The sequence below is a fragment of the Paludibacillus litoralis genome, from assembly GCF_037646705.1.
GTDB classification, from domain to species: domain Bacteria; phylum Pseudomonadota; class Alphaproteobacteria; order Rhodobacterales; family Rhodobacteraceae; genus Pikeienuella; species Pikeienuella litoralis.
The window spans coordinates 155,493-173,181 of record NZ_JBBHER010000005.1 but is presented as its reverse complement, the minus strand read 5'-3'; the positions used below and the strand labels follow the sequence as shown (position 1 = coordinate 173,181).

15 protein-coding genes are annotated in these 17,689 nt (G+C 67.1%); 11 read left to right on the top strand and 4 right to left on the bottom strand.

Annotated elements, in window-relative coordinates; all coding sequences use genetic code 11:
* Positions 1 to 185 precede the first annotated feature (185 nt).
* The gene (locus WG921_RS09950) at positions 186 to 1,052 is read right to left on the bottom strand and encodes a 50S ribosomal protein L11 methyltransferase (protein WP_340109078.1); all 867 of its coding nucleotides are present in this window, start codon (positions 1,050 to 1,052) and stop codon (positions 186 to 188) included.
* 124 nt (positions 1,053 to 1,176) lie between these two features.
* Entirely contained in the window at positions 1,177 to 1,821 is a 645-nt protein-coding gene (msrA, locus tag WG921_RS09945) for a peptide-methionine (S)-S-oxide reductase MsrA (protein WP_340109077.1), read from the bottom strand.
* A 128-nt stretch (positions 1,822 to 1,949) separates the two neighbouring features.
* Here msrA and WG921_RS09940 point away from each other — a divergent pair, with 128 nt between their 5' ends.
* Positions 1,950 to 4,313 carry an ATP-dependent helicase gene (locus WG921_RS09940; protein ID WP_340109076.1) on the top strand — a complete coding sequence of 788 codons (2,364 nt, stop codon included), beginning with the start codon at positions 1,950 to 1,952 and terminating at the stop codon, positions 4,311 to 4,313.
* A 271-nt stretch (positions 4,314 to 4,584) separates the two neighbouring features.
* On the opposite strand, the gene WG921_RS09935 is transcribed toward WG921_RS09940, so the two are convergent.
* A complete protein-coding gene (locus WG921_RS09935; RefSeq protein ID WP_340109312.1) occupies positions 4,585 to 5,334 on the bottom strand; it encodes a competence/damage-inducible protein A in 750 nt (249 codons plus the stop codon).
* Positions 5,335 to 5,518: 184 nt separating this feature from the next.
* Between WG921_RS09935 and map the strand changes: the two genes are divergently transcribed.
* The 7 genes from map to WG921_RS09900 all read left to right on the top strand — a co-directional run bounded on the left by map (position 5,519) and on the right by WG921_RS09900 (position 12,624).
* A complete protein-coding gene (gene map / locus WG921_RS09930; protein WP_340109075.1) occupies positions 5,519 to 6,331 on the top strand; it encodes a type I methionyl aminopeptidase in 813 nt (270 codons plus the stop codon).
* A 199-nt stretch (positions 6,332 to 6,530) separates the two neighbouring features.
* Positions 6,531 to 7,730 (top strand): ABC transporter substrate-binding protein, encoded by a 1,200-nt coding sequence (locus WG921_RS09925; RefSeq protein WP_340109074.1) that lies wholly within the window; start codon positions 6,531 to 6,533, stop codon positions 7,728 to 7,730.
* A 65-nt stretch (positions 7,731 to 7,795) separates the two neighbouring features.
* A complete protein-coding gene (locus tag WG921_RS09920; RefSeq protein ID WP_340109073.1) occupies positions 7,796 to 8,578 on the top strand; it encodes an ABC transporter ATP-binding protein in 783 nt (260 codons plus the stop codon).
* Positions 8,575 to 9,288 (top strand): ABC transporter ATP-binding protein, encoded by a 714-nt coding sequence (locus WG921_RS09915; RefSeq protein WP_340109072.1) that lies wholly within the window; start codon positions 8,575 to 8,577, stop codon positions 9,286 to 9,288. Before WG921_RS09920 ends, WG921_RS09915 begins: the two co-directional genes overlap by 4 nt.
* Positions 9,289 to 9,364: 76 nt before the next feature.
* Positions 9,365 to 10,378: a branched-chain amino acid ABC transporter permease gene (locus WG921_RS09910; RefSeq protein ID WP_340109071.1), complete on the top strand. Its 1,014-nt coding sequence runs from the start codon at positions 9,365 to 9,367 to the stop codon at positions 10,376 to 10,378.
* On the top strand, positions 10,375 to 11,685 hold the full coding sequence (locus WG921_RS09905; RefSeq protein WP_340109070.1) for a branched-chain amino acid ABC transporter permease: 1,311 nt from the start codon (positions 10,375 to 10,377) through the stop codon (positions 11,683 to 11,685). Before WG921_RS09910 ends, WG921_RS09905 begins: the two co-directional genes overlap by 4 nt.
* Before the next feature lie 51 nt (positions 11,686 to 11,736).
* Complete coding sequence (locus WG921_RS09900; RefSeq protein WP_340109069.1) at positions 11,737 to 12,624, top strand: DMT family transporter; 888 nt, start codon at positions 11,737 to 11,739, stop codon at positions 12,622 to 12,624.
* A gap of 3 nt (positions 12,625 to 12,627) precedes the next feature.
* Here WG921_RS09900 and WG921_RS09895 read toward each other — a convergent pair whose 3' ends face one another.
* Positions 12,628 to 13,515: a DMT family transporter gene (locus WG921_RS09895; RefSeq protein ID WP_340109068.1), complete on the bottom strand. Its 888-nt coding sequence runs from the start codon at positions 13,513 to 13,515 to the stop codon at positions 12,628 to 12,630.
* 254 nt (positions 13,516 to 13,769) lie between these two features.
* On the opposite strand from WG921_RS09895, the gene WG921_RS09890 reads away from it, so the two are divergent.
* The 3 genes from WG921_RS09890 (at position 13,770) to mscL (ending at position 17,598) form a co-directional block, all read left to right on the top strand.
* A complete protein-coding gene (locus tag WG921_RS09890) occupies positions 13,770 to 14,555 on the top strand; it encodes a 2-keto-4-pentenoate hydratase (protein WP_340109067.1) in 786 nt (261 codons plus the stop codon).
* 73 nt (positions 14,556 to 14,628) lie between these two features.
* Complete coding sequence (pheT, locus tag WG921_RS09885) at positions 14,629 to 17,067, top strand: phenylalanine--tRNA ligase subunit beta (RefSeq protein WP_340109066.1); 2,439 nt, start codon at positions 14,629 to 14,631, stop codon at positions 17,065 to 17,067.
* A 105-nt stretch (positions 17,068 to 17,172) separates the two neighbouring features.
* Complete coding sequence (mscL, locus tag WG921_RS09880) at positions 17,173 to 17,598, top strand: large conductance mechanosensitive channel protein MscL (protein WP_340109065.1); 426 nt, start codon at positions 17,173 to 17,175, stop codon at positions 17,596 to 17,598.
* Positions 17,599 to 17,689 lie beyond the last annotated feature (91 nt).

The window sequence follows — 17,689 nt, the reverse complement described above, 5'->3', positions numbered from 1 at the left end:
CGAGACACCTCCCGCACCCCGCCTTTACAAGCGCTCATCGGCCCGCGCCAGGTCCGAAGCCGCACGGGCCGCGACAAGCCATGCCGGCTCTCCAGCAGCCAGCTTCGCGATTTCGGAATCAACGGCCGGGACCTTTCGAATCTCGCGCGCGCCGCGCCCTCCGACAGCCCGCCGAGACGGCCGCGTCAGCCCCGCAACGTCAGCGTAGACCAGTCGCCGTCCCGCCCGATTCTGATCCGCGCGAAACCATGCGCGCGGTAGATCGCCTCCACGCCCGCGGCCTGTTCGTTCAGCACCCCCGAAAGCACGACGACGCCGCCCCGGTTCAAATGCGTCCGCATCGCCGGCGCCATCCGCTTCAGCGGATTGGCGAGGATATTGGCGAGGATCAGATCGAAGCGCCCACCGGCGCGGATCATCGGGGCGGCGAAGCCCGCGGCGCGGAGGGGAAAGATCCAGGGCCGGAGCCGGTTCGCCCGCGCGTTGGCGCGGAGCGTCTCCACAGCGACCTCATCTATGTCGGTGGCGATGCAGCGCCGCCGCCAGACCGTCGCCGCCGCCATCGCCAACACCCCGGTGCCGGAGCCGATATCGGCGATCCTGCGCGGGTGAAACCCGGACCGCGCCAGTTTATCAATAGCGAGGAGGCAGCCGCGCGTGGTCCCGTGATGGCCGGTTCCAAACGCCATCGCAGCTTCGATCTCCAGCGGATGGCGGGCGGTCCGCGCCGCCGCCCGGTCGTGGCCGCCATGAACGAGGAAGCGCCCTGCGGAGACCGGCGTCAGTTCGCGCCGCACCTCGCTCACCCAATCGCGCTCGCCAATCTCCGAGACGACGAAGGGCCGCGCATCGAACGCCGCCGCGCAGAGGGAAAGCTGCCCCGGGTCGGGAGGCTCGGTGAAATAGCCGGCCACCTCGAACCGGCCCGAGCCGTCCTCGATCTCGAGATAACCGACGCCGCACGGCGCCGGCGTCATCCGCTCCACCGCTTCGGACAGCGCTTCGGCGGGCTTCAGGCCGGCCAGCGTCGTGATCGCGCTGAATGTCGTCATGCCTGAAATCCTCTCAAGAAGCCGCGACGGCGGAAAAACCGACGCCGCCAGTCCGGCCTCGCATGCGGCGCAGGCCTGTCAGCATTTGCGGGAAAAGCGAGCGAAACGAAAATCCGCCAAACGCCTACGCGCCGGTCCCGATCGGGCAGGAGACTCCCGTGCCGCTGACGCCGCAATAGCCGTTCGGATTCTTCGCCAGATATTGCTGATGATAATCCTCCGCGTAGTAGAACGGCGGCGCGTCCCGAATCTCGGTCGTGATCGGGCCATAGCCGCGCTCGGAGAGCCGGGGCTGGAACGCGGCGCGAGACGCCTCCGCCGCCGCCTTCTGCTCGGCGGTGAAGGTGTAGACGCAGGAGCGATATTGCGTGCCGACGTCATTGCCTTGGCGCATCCCCTGCGACGGGTCGTGCCCCTCCCAGAAGATCTTCAGCAGCGCGTCGTATGAGATGACCGCCGGGTCGAACGCGATCAACACCACCTCGGTATGGCCGGTGGCGCCGCTGCACACCTCGCGATAGGTCGGGTTCGGCGTCTCGCCGCCGGCGTATCCCGCCGCGGTGATCCAGACTCCGGGCAGATCCCAGAACATCCGCTCGACGCCCCAGAAGCACCCCATGCCGAACACCGCCTTCTCATATTTCGCGGGAATATCCGCCAACGGCCGGCCATTGAGAAAATGCGTCTCCGCCGTCGGAATCGGCGTGTCCCGCCCCGGGAGCATCGTTCCCGGCGCGGGCATCGCGGCTTTTTCTCTCAGATTGAACATGGCGCGTCCCCTTTTTCCTCTACGCGATCATATAAGCTGTCTCATCGCCGCGGAAAGCCCTCGCTGACTGGAACATTGCATGAACAGGCCTTTCCCCGGCCGGTGAAACCGGGCTATCCTCCCCGACCATGAACGATCCAGTCTCCGACAACCCTTTCGACGACGCGCTCGACGCGTGGGAGCCGCCGCGGCCGCTCTCCGAACTCGCGCGCGCCAATCCGCCGTATCTCGACGGTCTGAACCCGCCTCAGCGAGAAGCGGTGGAGGCGCTGGACGGGCCCGTGCTGATGCTGGCGGGGGCCGGCACCGGCAAGACCCGCGCCCTCACCTGCCGCATCGCGCATCTTCTGACCACAGGGCGGGCGCACCCGAACGAGATTCTGGCGGTCACCTTCACCAACAAGGCGGCGCGGGAAATGAGGGCCCGGATCGGCGGGCTGATCGGACGGGCGGTCGAAGGCATGCCCTGGCTCGGCACGTTTCATTCGCTCTCGGTGCGGATCCTCCGCCGGCACGCGGAACTTGTGGATCTGAAATCCAATTTCACCATTCTGGACGCTGACGACCAGCTCCGGCTCATGAAGCAGCTGATCCGCGCGGCCGGGATCGACGACAAGCGCTGGCCGCCGCGCCAACTCGCCGCCGCGATCGACCGGTGGAAAAACCGCGCGGTGACGCCGGACCGGATTCCGGCGGCGGACGCGAACATCTATGGCGGCCACGGCCCGGCGCTTTACACCCAGTATCAGGAGCGTTTGAAAACGCTCAACGCCTGCGATTTCGGCGATCTGTTGCTGCACACGGTCCGCATCTTCCAGAATCATCCCGACGTGCTTGCGCGCTATCAGCGCTGGTTCCGCTATATCCTGGTTGACGAATATCAGGACACCAATGTCGCGCAGTATCTCTGGCTGCGGCTCCTCGCGCAAACGCATCGGAATATCTGCTGCGTGGGCGACGATGATCAGTCGATCTACGGCTGGCGCGGCGCCGAGGTCGGCAACATCCTGAAATTCGAGAAGGATTTCCCTGGCGCGCGGGTGATCCGGCTGGAACAGAACTACCGCTCCACCCCGCATATCCTCGCCGCCGCCTCGGCGGTGATCACGGCCAACGAGGAGCGGCTCGGCAAGACGCTCTGGACCGAGGAGAGCGAAGGCGAGCGCGTCCGCCTCATGGGCGTCTGGGACGGAGAGGAGGAGGCGCGCTGGATCGGCGAGGAGATCGAAAGCTATCAGCGGGGCGCCCGCGCCAATCCGCCCGTCTCCCCCAACGAGATGGCCGTGCTGGTTCGCGCGTCGTTCCAGATGCGCGCGTTCGAGGACCGGTTCCTCACCATCGGGCTCCCGTACCGGGTCATCGGCGGGCCGCGCTTCTATGAGCGGATGGAGGTGCGCGACGCGATGGCCTATCTCCGCGTCGTCGCCTCGCCGGATGACGGGCTCGCATTCGAGCGGATCGTGAACACGCCGAAGCGCGGGCTCGGCGACAAGGCGCAGCAGGCCATCAACATCGCGGCGCGGGAGAACGGGGTCGGCCCGCTCGAAGGCGCGCGGATCTGCATCGCGGAGAAGCGGATCGGCGCCGCCGCGTGCGGCGCGCTCGGCCGGCTGGTGGACCTCTTCGACACCTGGATCGAGCGCGCCCGCGCCGAGGGGTTCAATCACGTCGAAGGCGCGATGCAGATTCTGGAGGATTTCGGCTATCTCGCCCATTGGCGAAAAGACAAGTCTCCGGAGGCCCCGGGGCGGCTGGAGAACGTCAAGGAGCTGGTCAAGGCGCTTGAAGAGTTCGAGAACCTCCAGGGCTTCCTCGAACATGTCAGCCTGGTGATGGAGAACGAGCAGGAGGACGCCGCGCCGAAGGTCTCCATCATGACCTATCACGCCGCGAAGGGACTGGAGTTCGATTGCGTGTTCCTCCCCGGCTGGGAGGACGGGCTTTTCCCCTCGCAACGGTCGATGGACGAGAGCGGCAAGCAGGGGTTGGAGGAGGAGCGCCGGCTCGCCTATGTCGGCCTGACGCGGGCCCGGCGGCACCTGACGATCAGCTTCGCGGCGAACCGGCGGGTCTACAACCAATGGCAATCCGCCCTGCCCTCCCGCTTCATCGATGAATTGCCGAAGGAACATGTCGAGGTGCTGACGGCGCCCGGCCTCTATGGCGGGGCTTACGGCGCGGCGGCGGCGGGCGCGCGGGGCTCGGTTCTCGAAGCCCGCGCGGTGGAGGCCTCGGCCTATAACTCCCCCGGATGGGCGCGGATGCAGGCGCGCGCGGGGCGGCGCGGCCTGAGAAGCCCGGCGGAGGCCCGCGCCGCCGCGGTCGATGCGACGGTGGCGCACCGGAAGGGGGACCGGATCTTTCACCAGAAGTTCGGGTATGGGGAAGTGACCGGCATCGAAGGCGACAAGCTCACCGTCGTCTTCGAGAAGGCCGGGACGAAAAAGGTGGTCGCAAGTTTCGTCTCGGCCGCGGACGACATTCCATTCTGAACGACGTCGGCCAAGGGTTTCTTCCGTTTGGACGCTGCGGATTTCAGATGTCTGAAAGCGAGGCATGGCTGTTCGAAGCGCAGGGCCGGGCCCGCAATCTCGCCGCCGGGCGGCTCGTTGATGCAGCCGGCGGGCGAACAGCCGGGAAAGGGCTGGAACGGCTTTTTTTCAGGCCGCCCCGGCCAGAACCACACGGCCGGCGCCGATCAGCGCCGAAGCTGAAATATTTCCTGATCGCCGCTCGCGGGCCGGGTGCGCGCGGCCCCACCCCTCAGTCCGGCGGCGTCTCGGTCACGTCCGCGACCCCCAACGTCTTCAGCATCGACCGGAGATCCGCCACCGCGGCGAGAAGCGCCGCGCGGTCCTGCGCCCGCGCCACCAGCGTGCAGCCGGGGCCGGCGCGAAAGAACGGGTAGGAGCCGAGCGAGACCTCGGGATGGCGGCGCGCGACCTCGCCGAGCGGGGTGGCCATCTCCCCCTCCGGCGCCGCGACCTGAAAGCTCCAGCTCAGGAGCGGCGCGCCGCCTTTCAGCGTCGGGCGCAGCTCCTCCATCATCGCGTCGAACACGGCGGGCACGCCCGCCATGACGTGTACGTTTCCGAGCGTGAACCCCGGCGCCTGACTGACCGGATTCCGGATCAGGGTCGCGCCCTCGGGAATACGGGCCATCCGGAGGCGCGCCTCGTTCAACTCCCCTTCGCGGTAATGCGCTTCGAGGATCGCGCGCGCATCCTCCCGCACGTCGATGGGGACGCCGAACGCCGCGGCGATGCTGTCCGCGGTGATGTCGTCGTGAGTCGGCCCGATCCCGCCCGAGGTGAAAACGTGATCGACGCGCGCGCGGAGCTGGTTCACCGCCTCGACGATCGCCTCCCTGTCGTCGGCGATGATGCGGACCTCCCGGAGCGAGACGCCGATCTCGGTCAGCATGACCGAGAGCCGCCAGGCGTTGCCTTCACGGGTGCGGCCGGAGAGCACTTCGTCGCCAATGACCACCATCGCGGCGGTGGGCTGGCTCACGCGAACGGTCATGCGAATGTCCTTCCGATCATGCGGTCTTTCAGCGCGATATAGCGAATCGGAGCGAAAAAGCGAGGCCGGCGCCCGTTCGGGACCGCTCGCGGGTTGATCGCCGGCGCATTAGGGTCGAGAATACGGACCATGACGCTGCGTGCAGCATTACCGACGACGGAGATCAGACAAGGTGGAGCGCACGACAAGCGACCGGACGCCGGAAGGTATCAGGCTGTATTCGCAGCGGGACTTCGACGGAATGCGCGCCGCCGGGCGCCTGGCCGCGGAGGTGCTCGACATGGTCGCGGAGCATGTCGCGCCCGGCGTCACCACCGACGAGCTGGACCAGCTGATGCACGATTTCATGATCGCGCATGACGCCGTTCCCGCCACCCTCGGCTATCGCGGCTACCCGAAGTCGAGCTGCATTTCGATCAATCACGTCGTCTGCCATGGCATTCCCGGGCCGCGGGCGCTGAAACCGGGCGACATCCTCAATATCGACGTCACCGTCATTCTCGACGGCTGGTTCGGCGACACCAGCCGGATGTACGTCGCCGGCGCGCCGAACCGGAAGGCCGAGCGGCTGATCAACATCACCCATGAGGCGCTGATGCTCGGCCTCGCGGAGGTGCGCCCGGGCGCGACCTTCGGCGATATCGGGCATGCGATCCAGCGCTATGTCGAGGGTGAGCGATGCGGCGTGGTCAGGGATTTTTGCGGCCACGGGGTCGGCCGGGTGTTTCATGACGCGCCCAACGTTCTTCACTACGGCCGCCCCGGCACGGGCGCGGTCCTGCGCCCCGGCATGATCTTCACCATCGAGCCGATGGTTAATCTCGGCCGGCCGGACACCAAGGTGCTCGCCGACGGCTGGACCGCCGTCACCCGCGACAGATCGCTCTCGGCCCAGTTCGAGCATTCCGTCGGCGTGACGGAAGACGGCGCGGAGATCTTTACGTTATCCCCCGCCGGGCGGTTTCATCCGACCGCGGACTGGTGAGCCGCTCCGGCGTTCGCCGCATTATGAACCCGTTTCATTCCGCGCGCCCCGATGAGCGGTTCGGCCTCCGGCGACGGAACGCGCCGCGCCGCTTGAATCTGGGCATTCAATGTCGTCATATTCAGGAAGGACCGCTGGCGCATGGTCCGCGGCTTGTGCAGATGAGCGCATCGCTATGCGCCTCAATGGGAGAGGAAACATGAGAAAGACCACAATCGCCGCCGCTGCGGCGACATTCGCGCTTGCGGGCGCCTTGGCGGGCGCGGCTTCGGCGGCCGACGATGTGAAGATCGGCGTCATTCTCGGCTTCACCGGCCCGCTCGAATCCATCGCCCCGCCGATGGCGGGGGGCGCCGAACTCGCGATCAAGGAGGTCAACGCCGCCGGCGGCATCCTCGGCGGGCGCATGGTCAGCCCCGTCCGGGCCGACTCGACCTGCATCGACGCCGCCGCCGCAAACGCCGCGGCGGAACGGCTGATCACCTCCGACGGCGTCTCCGCGATCATGGGCGCCGACTGCTCCGGCGTCACCACGTCGATCCTGCAGAGCGTCGCGCTGCCGAACGGCGTGGTGATGATTTCGCCCTCGGCCACCTCGCCGGCGCTCTCGACCATCGAAGACAACGGACTTTTCTTCCGCACCTCCCCTTCGGATGCGCGGCAGGGTCAGATCATCTCCGACATCCTGAACGACAGGGGCGTGAAGGAGATCGCGATCAGCTACACCAACAACGATTACGGCAAGGGCCTCGCGGATTCGATCGAACAGAGCTTCACCGAATCCGGCGGCAAGGTGACGATCAGCGCCGCGCATGAGGACGGCAAGGCGGACTACTCGGCCGAAGTCGGCGCGCTCGCCTCGGCGGGCGGCGAAGTTCTCGTCGTCGCCGGTTATGTCGACCAGGGCGGCAAGGGCGTCATCCAGGCCGCGCTCGACACCGGCGCTTTCGACACGTTCTACCTCCCCGACGGCATGGTCGGCCCCTCGCTCATCGAGGCGATCGGCTCCGATCTCAACGGTTCCTACGGCACCGTTCCGGGCGCCGCCGGCGAAGGCGCGGCGACGCTCGCGAAAATGGCCGAAGCCGACGGCTTCACTTCGGGCGCGTACACCCCCGAAAGCTACGACGCCGCCGCGCTGATCATGCTGGCGATGGAGGCCGCGGGCTCATCCGACAGCGCCGATTTCAAGGGCAAGGTGATGGAGATCGCCAATGCGCCCGGCGAGGAGATCCTGCCTGGCGAGCTTGGCAAGGCGCTGGAGATCATCCGCAGCGGCGGCGATGTCGACTATGTCGGCGCCGCCGCGGTCGAACTGATCGAACCGGGCGAAAGCGCCGGCGCTTTCCGTGAGATCGAGATCAAGGACGGTGAGATCACCACGGTCGGCTATCGCTGATCGGACACAAGATGGAAACCGAGCCGTCCGGCGCGAGGCGTCGGGCGGCTCCGCCGGGGGGCCCGATGATTCGTTGCGAGAATGTCCACAAGCACTTTGGCGGCGTCCACGCCGTCGACGGCGCGACGCTGGAGATCGCCGAAGGCTCGATCACGGGACTGATCGGCCCCAACGGCGCGGGCAAGACCACGCTGTTCAACTGCATCGCCGGGGCGTTTCCGCCGACATCGGGGAAAATCCTGCTCGGAGGCGACGATATCACCGGCCTCCCGCCGCATGAGCTTTTCGCGCGCGGGCTCCTCCGCACATTTCAGATCGCGCATGAATTCTCCACGCTCTCGGTTCGCGACAACCTGATGATGGTGCCGCCGGCGCAGGCCGGCGAAAAACTGATCGACGCCTGGTTCGCCCCCGCGAAGGTGCGCGCGCAGGAGCGCGAGAACCGGAAGCGGGCCGAAGAGGTGATCGACTTTCTCGGCATCGGCCATGTCGCGGACGAGCGCGCCGGCAATCTCTCTGGCGGCCAGAAGAAGTTGCTGGAGCTCGGGCGCACGATGATGGTCGAGGCGAAGATCGTCTTTCTCGACGAAGTCGGCGCCGGCGTGAACCGCACCCTGCTGAAAACCATCGGCGACGCGATCCTCCGTCTGAACAAGGAGCGCGGCTACACTTTCTGCATGATCGAGCACGACATGGATTTCATCTCGCGGCTCTGCGATCCGGTGATCGTCATGGCCGAAGGCCGGGTGCTGACCCAGGGAACCGCCGAAGAGGTGAAGGCGGACGAGCGCGTGATCGAGGCCTATCTCGGCACCGGCCTGAAGAACAAGGCCGAGGTCGGCGCATGAGCGCCGCGCCCTTCCTGATCGGCGAGGCGATGGTCGGCGGCTATGGCGGATCGACCATCCTGAACGGCTGCACCATCTCCGTCGACCGCGGCGAGATCGCGGTGATCGTCGGCCCGAACGGCGCCGGAAAATCCACGGCGATGAAGGCGATCTTCGGAATGCTGGAGCTTCGCGAGGGAACGGTGCGGCTCGACGGCCGCGACATCACGCACCTCTCGCCGCAGGCTCGGGTGTCGGAGGGCATGGCCTTCGTGCCCCAGAGCGCCAATGTCTTCACCGGCATGACGGTGCGCGAAAATCTCGAGATGGGCGCTTTTCTCCGGCGCGACGGCATCGCCGAGACGATGGAGCAGGTCTTCGAGCTGTTCCCCGTTCTCGCCGAAAAGCAGGCTCAGAACGCGGGCGAGCTCTCCGGCGGGCAGCGCCAGCAGGTGGCGGTCGGCCGGGCGCTGATGACCAAACCCTCCCTCTTGATGCTGGACGAACCCACCGCCGGCGTCTCGCCGATCGTGATGGACGAGCTTTTCGACCGCATCATCGAGATCCGCCGCACCGGAATCGCGATTCTCATGGTCGAGCAGAACGCGCGCCAGGCGCTGGAGATCGCAGACCACGGATTCGTTCTGGTGACGGGCGAAAACCGCTATACGGACACCGGCGCCGCGCTTCTGGCCAATCCGGACGTGCGGCGGAGCTTTCTGGGGGGATGATGATGGAACCGACCGGAACCCGGCCGATCGAGGCCAGCATCCCGCTCCGCGCCCGCGCTCACAGGACGGCGCGGCGATGACCGACGCTCTCAACGCACTCGTCGTTTTCGCGAATTTCGTGCTGGTGCCAGGCGCCGCTTACGGCGCGCAGCTTGCGCTCGGCGCGCTCGGGGTCACGCTGATCTACGCGGTGCTGCGCTTCGCCAATTTCGCGCATGGCGACACGATGGCCTTCGGCGCCATGGTGACGGTGCTCATCACCTGGTGGCTGCAGGCGGCGGGGGTGAGCATCGCGCCCTTGCCCACCGCGCTTCTGGCGCTGCCTGTCGGCATCGCGGCCACCGCCGCTTTCGTCCTGCTCACCGACCGGTACATCTATCGCTTCTATCGCCAGCGCCGGAGCGCGCCGGTCGTCCTGGCGATGGTGTCGATCGGCGTCACCTTCGTGATGAACGGCCTTGTGCGCTTCATCATCGGCCCCGGCGATCAGGCTTTCGCCGACGGCGCGCGCTTTCTCATCAGCGCCCGCGACTTCAAGAGCATGACCGGGCTGGCCGAGGGGCTGGCGATCAAATCCTCGGCGCTCCTCACGCTGGTCATCGCGGTTCTGGTGGTCGCGTTCCTGTTCTGGTTCCTGCAGAAGACCCGTATGGGCAAGGCGATGCGCGCCTATGCGGACAATGAGGATCTGGCGCTGCTCTCCGGCGTCAATCCGGACCGGGTGGTGATGGTCACATGGCTTCTGGTCGGCGCGCTCGCCACCGTCGCCGGGGTGCTCTACGGGCTCGACAAGACCTTCAAGCCTTTCACCTATTTCCAACTTCTCCTGCCGATGTTCGCCGCGGCCATCGTCGGCGGCATCGGCAATCCGGTCGGGGCGATCGTCGGCGGCTTCATCATCGCCTATTCCGAGGTGACGGTGACCTACGCGTACAAGCGCGTCCTCGGTTATCTCATGCCGGAGGCCTGGGCGCCCGACACGCTCGTACAGCTTCTCGGCACCGAATATAAATTCGCGGTCTCCTTCGTGATCCTCGTCGTGGTGCTGCTCGTCCGGCCGACAGGCGTTCTCAAAGGGAAGGTGATATGAGCGTGTCAGCCCGCGGCCCCGTCCTCTTCGCGATCATGGCGGCGGCGCTCATTGGCGTCGGTTACGCGCAAAGCTGGTCGGTCGCGCTCGGCATCATCAATCTTTGTCTGATTTCCTCGGTCATGGCGCTCGGCGTCAACATCCAGTGGGGCTACGCCGGGCTTTTCAATGTCGGCACGGTGGGATTCGTCGCCGTCGGCGGCGTCGCGGCGGTGCTTGTCTCCGCCTCCCCCGTCGGCGAAGCCTGGAGCGCGGGCGGGATCGGGCTGCTCCTCGCCTTTCTGGCGATCGTCGCGACGGTCGCCGCGGTTCTCGCGATCCGCGCCAGGATTCCCCGCGGCCGCGCGCGGAACCTCTCCATCGCCGCCGCCGTCATCATCGGGTATTTTCTCACGCGGCAGGCGTTCGATCCCGCGGTCGACCGGATCGAGTCGATCGATCCCGCGCTCTCCGGCTATCTTGGCGGCCTCGGCCTGCCGATCATCCTCTCATGGGCGGTTGGCGGCGTCATGGCGGCTGGGGTCGCCTGGCTGATCGGCAAGGTCTCCCTCGGGCTCCGATCGGATTATCTCGCCATCGCGACGCTCGGCATCGGCGAGATCATCGTCTTCATCGCCAAGAACGAGGACTGGCTGACGCGCGGCGTGAAAAACGTGACCGGCCTGCCGCGCCCGGTTCCCTATGAGATCGATCTGCAGCAGGCGGACTGGTTTGTCGCCCGCGCCGCCGCGCTTGGCCTCGACCCGTCGGAGGCCTCCACCATCGTGGTGAAGCTCTGCTACGCGGCGCTGTTTCTCGTCGTTCTTCTCTGTCTGCTCTGGCTCTCGGAGCGCGCGCTCAATTCGCCCTGGGGCCGGATGATGCGGGCGATCCGGGACAATGAGGCGGCCGCGGAGGCCATGGGGAAGAATGTGACGGCGCGGCGGCTCCAGACCTTCATCCTCGGGTCCGCCGTCTGCGGCGTCGCGGGCGCGATGCTCACCACGCTCGACGGGCAGTTCACGCCCGGCACCTACAATCCGCTCCGCTTCACGTTCCTGATCTGGGTGATGGTGATCGTCGGCGGCTCCGGCAACAACTGGGGCTCGGTCCTCGGCGGATTCCTGATCTGGTTCGTCTGGGTCGAGGCCGAGCCGGCGGGGCGCTGGATGATGGAAATCCTCTCCTCCGGCATGGACGAGGCGAGCCCGATCCGCGCGCATCTGATCAACAGCGCGGCCTTCATGCGCATGGTGCTGATGGGAGTCATCCTGCTCCTCGCCCTCCGTTTCAGCCCGAAAGGGCTCTTGCCGGAAAAGATGCGCTGAGGGCTCTTCATCTTGCTCCGCGGGGCGCCTCATGCAACCAAGTCGGGCATCATGATCAACGCTCTCTATCGCACCCCGACCGCATTGATGACGTTGACCGCCGCGATGTGGGCGTTGAACGCGATCCTCGGCCAGCTTGTGGTCGGGGAAATCACGCCTTTCGCGGTCGTTCTTGTGCGCTGGCTTCTGGTCGTGGCGGTGATGTGGCCGCTCTATGGGCGACAGGTCAGAGCATATTGGCCCCTGCTCCGGACCCGGCCCTGGTTCGTCCTCATCGCCGGGGTGGGCGGCTTCACCGGGTTCAATACGCTTTTCTACGTCGCGTCGGCCCACACCACCGGCATCAATGTCGGAATTCTGCAGGGCGTCATGCCGGCGATGGTGTTGATCGGGGCCTTTCTCGCCTATGGCGACCGGGTGGGGCCGAAACAGATGATTGGCGTCGGCCTCACGCTGCTCGGCGTCATTCTGGTCGCCAGCGGCGGCGACGCCGCGCGGCTTGCGGCGCTGGCCTTCAACAAGGGCGATCTCATCCTGCTCGCGGCCTGCGCGCTCTACACGACCTACGCGGTGGCGTTGAGGCAACGGCCGGATATGCCGGGCGAGGCGCTGTTCACGTTCTTCACGGTGATCGCCGCGATCAGCGCGTTGCCGCTGGCGGTGTGGGAGGCGGCGCAGCCCGGCTATCCATGGCCGACCATGAAGGGGCTGGGATACACCGCGCTCATCGCCATTTTTCCGTCATGCCTCGCGCAGGTCTTTTTTCTGCGCGGCGTGGACCTGATCGGCCCCGGCCGCGCCGGCGTCTATATCAACCTCGTGCCGATCTTCTCCGCCATCTTCGCAATTCTGATTCTCGGCGAGATGTTCGCGCTCTACCACGCGCTGGCTCTGGCGCTGGTGATCGGCGGGATCTGGATGGCGCAGCGGCGCGCCTGACCTTCAACGCAGCTTCTTTCCGGCGCGCAAAAAGGTATAGACGCCGGCGCCCGCGACCAACCCGGCGCCGACCAGCGTCAGCGGCTCCGGCGCGTCTCCGAAGACCGCCCAGCCGAGAATCAACGCCCAGATCAGAATTGTGTAGCGAAACGGCGACGTGAACCCCACATCGCCCACCCGCATCGCTTTCACGCTGAACACATAGCCGACGAAGACGAAGACCGCCGCGATCGCAAGCCGCGTGACTTCAGTTCCGCCCATCGGCGTCCAGCCGTCCACGACGACGACGACGCCGGCCGCCGCGGTGATGACCACGGCTGTCATCAGCGAGATCAGAAGCGACGGGGTCTCCGGTGAAAGCCGGCGCGTCGAGAGGTCCCGGACGCAGACGAACACCACAGCCGACACCGCCCAGAGCGATGCGGCGTTGAACGCGTCTCCGCCCGGCCTCACGATGAGGAGAACGCCAAGGAAGCCGACGATCATCGCGGACCAGCGCCGCCACCCCACCCGCTCGCCAAGCAACACCGCCCCGAGAAGCGTGATGAGCATCGGCGCCGCCAGCATGATCGCGGTGGCGTTGGCGATCGGCATCGCGAACAGCGCCGTCAGGAAGCAGACCGTCGAGCCCACCTCCGCCAGCGAACGCAGGGCGGCGGTCCGCCTGTCCTTGACCGAGAGCGCCGCGAGCCGCGCCTCGCCCCGCGCCATCGCCACCCCTCCGATCAGGAGAGAGGCGAGCGCCCCGCGAACGAGCACCGCCTGAAAGAGAGGCACCTCGCCGGACAGGGTCTTCATCAATGTGTCATTGCCCACGAACGCCACGACCGAGGCCATCATGAACGTGGCGCCGAGTATGTTTTCAGCGTGGGTGCCGGGGTTTGCGCGCATATTGGCGAGCTAGGCCGAATTCCTCATCGGGGTCAAAGCATTTTGCCTCGCCTTCGCCCGCCGCTTCGGTCATCTTCAGGATCATGATCACGCGAGGCGCCGAAACCACGCCAGGCAAGCGAACCGATCGGCGCGCTCCCGCCCCGCCGCCGATCGGCGCGGGAGCCGCTTCACCCCGCCAGGTCCAGCCGGCCGCGGCGGCCCCCGACCTCACTCCCGAAATCACGTGAACGATCCAGAAGGCGAATCAGACCATGAACGACAGACCGGACGCCATCGCGCGCGAAATCATCCGTCAGCACCGCGCGCGCGAGACCTTTCGCAATCTCGATGGCGAGCTCGCGCCCCGCGACATGGCGGAGGCCTACGCCGCGCAATTCCGCCAGCACGAGATCCAGGCCGAAGGCGGCCGGGGGCCGCTCGGCGGGCGGAAGATCGCGCTCGCTTCGAAACCGTTGCAGACGCTCTGCGGCGTGAACGAGCCGATCGCCGGCGGCGTCTACGCCCGTGAGATCCTGCAGAGCCCGGCCACGATCCGGCTCGCGGATTTTCACGGACTCGGCCTCGAATTCGAGCTGGCGGCGGTGATGGCGGAAGATATCCCTCCCGGCTCGGACGCGCATGACGCGGCCTCGATCCGCGGCAAGATCGCCGCGCTGCATCCCGCCTTCGAGCTGATCATCGACAGGAACGCCGATTACAGCGCCCTCAACGCGCTCACCATCGCCGCCGACAACGCCTGGAGCGGCGGGATCGTGCTCGGCCCGGCGCTCCCGGACTGGCGGGACGCCGATGTGGACGAATGGCGCGGCGCGCTGCTCTGGAACGACGAAGCCCCGGTCGACGCGCGGATTGGCGAGGCCGACCCGTTCGGCTCGCTCGCCTGGGTGGCCGGCGTGCTCAACCGCGCCGGCGCCGGGCTTCGGGCCGGAGATGTGGTCATCACCGGGTCCGTGATCCGCACCCGCGTTCCCGAGCCCGGAGACCGGGTCCGCTACCGGATCAACGACGCCGCGGAAGCCGCGCTTCAGGTCGCCTGAGCCGCGGCCCCTTTGCCCGTCGGCGGAATTCCGCTACACCCGCGGCCGATGAAGACCGTGCGGATTGCGACCCATGAAATTTACGCTGAACTGGCTCAAGGATCATCTGGAGACGAAGGCGCCGCTGGAGGCGATCCTTGAGGCGCTGACCGATCTCGGCCTCGAGGTCGAAGGCGTCGAGGATCCCGCCGCGACGCTCGGCGCCTTCACCATCGCCCGAGTGATCGAGGCCAGCCAGCATCCGGACGCGGACCGGCTGCGCCTCTGCCGGGTGGAGACATGGCCGAACGGGCCGGACGCCCCTTCGGAAGAGGTCCAGGTCGTCTGCGGCGCGCCAAACGCGCGGACCGGGCTGATCGGCGTTTTCGCCCCGCCGGGGACGCATATCCCCGGCACCGGGCTGGATCTGAAGCCCGGCGTGATCCGCGGCGTCGCCTCGAACGGCATGCTCTGCTCCGAGCGCGAGATGATGCTCTCCGACGATCATGACGGGATCATCGACCTGCCCGCCGACGCGCCGCTCGGCGCGCGCTTCATCGATTACGCCGGCCTCGCCGATCCGGTGATCGAAATCGCGGTGACGCCAAATCGGCCCGACGCGCTCGGCGTCGCCGGCATCGCGCGCGATCTCGCCGCGCGGGGGCTCGGGCGGCTGAAGACCCCCGCCGCCCAGCCGGTCGAAGGCGGCTTCCCCTGCCCGGTCGCGGTGACGATCGACGCGGACGCGCTCCCGGAGGCGCCGGTCTTCTGCGGCCGGCTGATCCGCGGCGTCGTCAACGGCCCCTCGCCCGCATGGCTGCAGAAGCGGCTTCGGGCGATCGGGCTGCGGCCGATCTCCACCCTGGTCGATATCACGAATTTCTTCACCTACGATCGGAACCGCCCGCTTCACGTCTTCGACGCGGACAAGGTGAAAGGCGCGCTTCGCGTGCACTGGGCCGAAACCGGCTCCACCATCACCGCGCTCGACGACAAGGACTATACGCTTGAGTCGTCGATGCTGGCGATTTCGGACGAGGCGGGCCCCCAGAGCATCGCCGGGATCATGGGCGGCGCGGCCACCGGCTGCACCCCCGAGACGACGAATGTCTTCGTCGAAAGCGCCTACTGGGCGCCTGTCACCATCGCCGCCGCCGGCCGGAAGCTGAAGATCAACTCCGACGCCCGTTATCGGTTCGAGCGTGGAGTGGACCCGGCCTTCACGCCGGAGGGGCTCGACCTCGCCACCCGGATGATCATCGACCTCTGCGGCGGCGAAGCCTCGGAGATGACAACGGCCGGCGCCGTTCCGGATGCCGCCCGGAGCTATCGGCTCGACCCGGCGCGGACATTGAATCTCGTCGGCATGGATGTTCCCGCCGTCGAACAGGTCCGGATCCTCGAAGCGCTCGGCTTCACGCCGGTCCCGGCCACGCAGGGTGCGGGCTATGACGTGGGGGTTCCCTCATGGCGCCCGGACGTGAAGGGCGAGGCGGATCTTGTGGAGGAGGTCGCGCGCGTCGTCTCCCTCTCCGGGCTGGAGGCGCAGCCGATGCGGCCCGTGAAGCCCGGCGTCCAGAGCCCGGTGCTGACGCCGATGCAGAAGCGCGCCGCGATGGCCCGCCGCCGTCTCGCCGCGGCGGGGCTGAACGAATGCGTGACCTATTCCTTCGTCTCGAGCCGCGAAGCCGCGCTCTTCGGCGGCGGAGACCCATTGTTGAAGCTTGAGAACCCGATTTCGTCGGAACTTTCGGACATGCGGCCCTCGCCCCTTCCGGGCCTCCTCGCGGCGGCGGCGCGCAATCAGGCCCGGGACATCCCCGATCTCGGGCTGTTCGAGGTCGGCGCGGAATATTTCGGCGCCGAGCCGGGCGAGCAGCGCGATGTCGCCGCCGCCATCCGCGTCGGCGGGACCGCGCCCCGGCACTGGAGCGGCGCGCGCCGACCGGTCGACGTCTACGACGCGCGGGCCGACGCCGAAGCGGTGCTCGACGCCATCGGCGCGCCAACCAGCCGGCTGACCGTCACGCGGGACGCGCCCGGGTGGCTGCATCCCGGCCGCTCGGGCGCGCTGACGCTCGGGCCGAAAACCACACTCGCGGTCTTCGGCGAACTGCATCCGAAAGTCCTGAGCGCGCTGGAGGTGAAAGGCCCCGCCGTCGCCATGGTCGTCTATCTCGAAAACGCCCCGTTCCCGAGGGCGAAAGGGCGCACACGCCCCGCGCTCGCGCTGTCCGCCTATCAGGCCGTCGAGCGCGATTTCGCGTTCGTCGTCGAAAACCGGGTGGAGGCCGCGACGATCCTCCGCGCGGCGCGGATGGCGGAGAAGAACCTGATCGAGAGCGCCGCCGTTTTCGACGTCTTCTCCGGCGAGCGAGCGGAGGCGCAGATGGGGGCGGGCCGAAAATCCGTCGCGATCACCGTCAGATTGCAACCGACCGCCGGCACCCTGACCGACAAGGAGATCGACGCCGTCGCCGCGAAAATCGTCAGCGCGGTGACAAAAGCGACCGGCGGCGCGCTCCGGGCCTGAGCCGTCGTTCGCTTTCAGCCATTTTTGCGCCATACTCCACCCTATGACGACGAGTGCAGAAACCTTAACCGGCCCTGACGGGCCGACAGCATCAGAGGGCCGGACATGCTAAAGGAATTTCAGGAATTCGCCATGAAGGGCAACGTGCTCGACATGGCCGTCGGCATCATCATCGGCGCCGCATTCACCACAATCGTCACAACTCTCGTGAACGGCATTCTCATGCCCGTCGTCGGCTACGTCACCGGCGGCGTCGATTTCACGGATATCTTCACTGTGCTCGGCGAAGGCGAATACGCTTCGCTCGCCGCAGCCGAAGAGGCCGGCGCGGCCGTGATCAAATGGGGCGTCTTCATCAACGCCGTGATCTCCTTTCTGATCGTCGCATGGATCCTCTTCCTGATCATCCGGTCGATGAATCAGGCGAAGGAAAGATTCGCGAAAAAGGAAGAAGCCGTCGCCGCGCCCGCCGCCCCGACGCAGGAAATGCTTCTCGCCGAAATTCGCGACCTTCTCGCGAAGAAGGTCTGAGACTGAAGCGGGCCTGAGACCACGGCCCCGGCGTCGCCGCCGGGGCTTTTCTTTCGCACTGCGCCAGCGCAGCTTGTCGTGACTTTCAAGA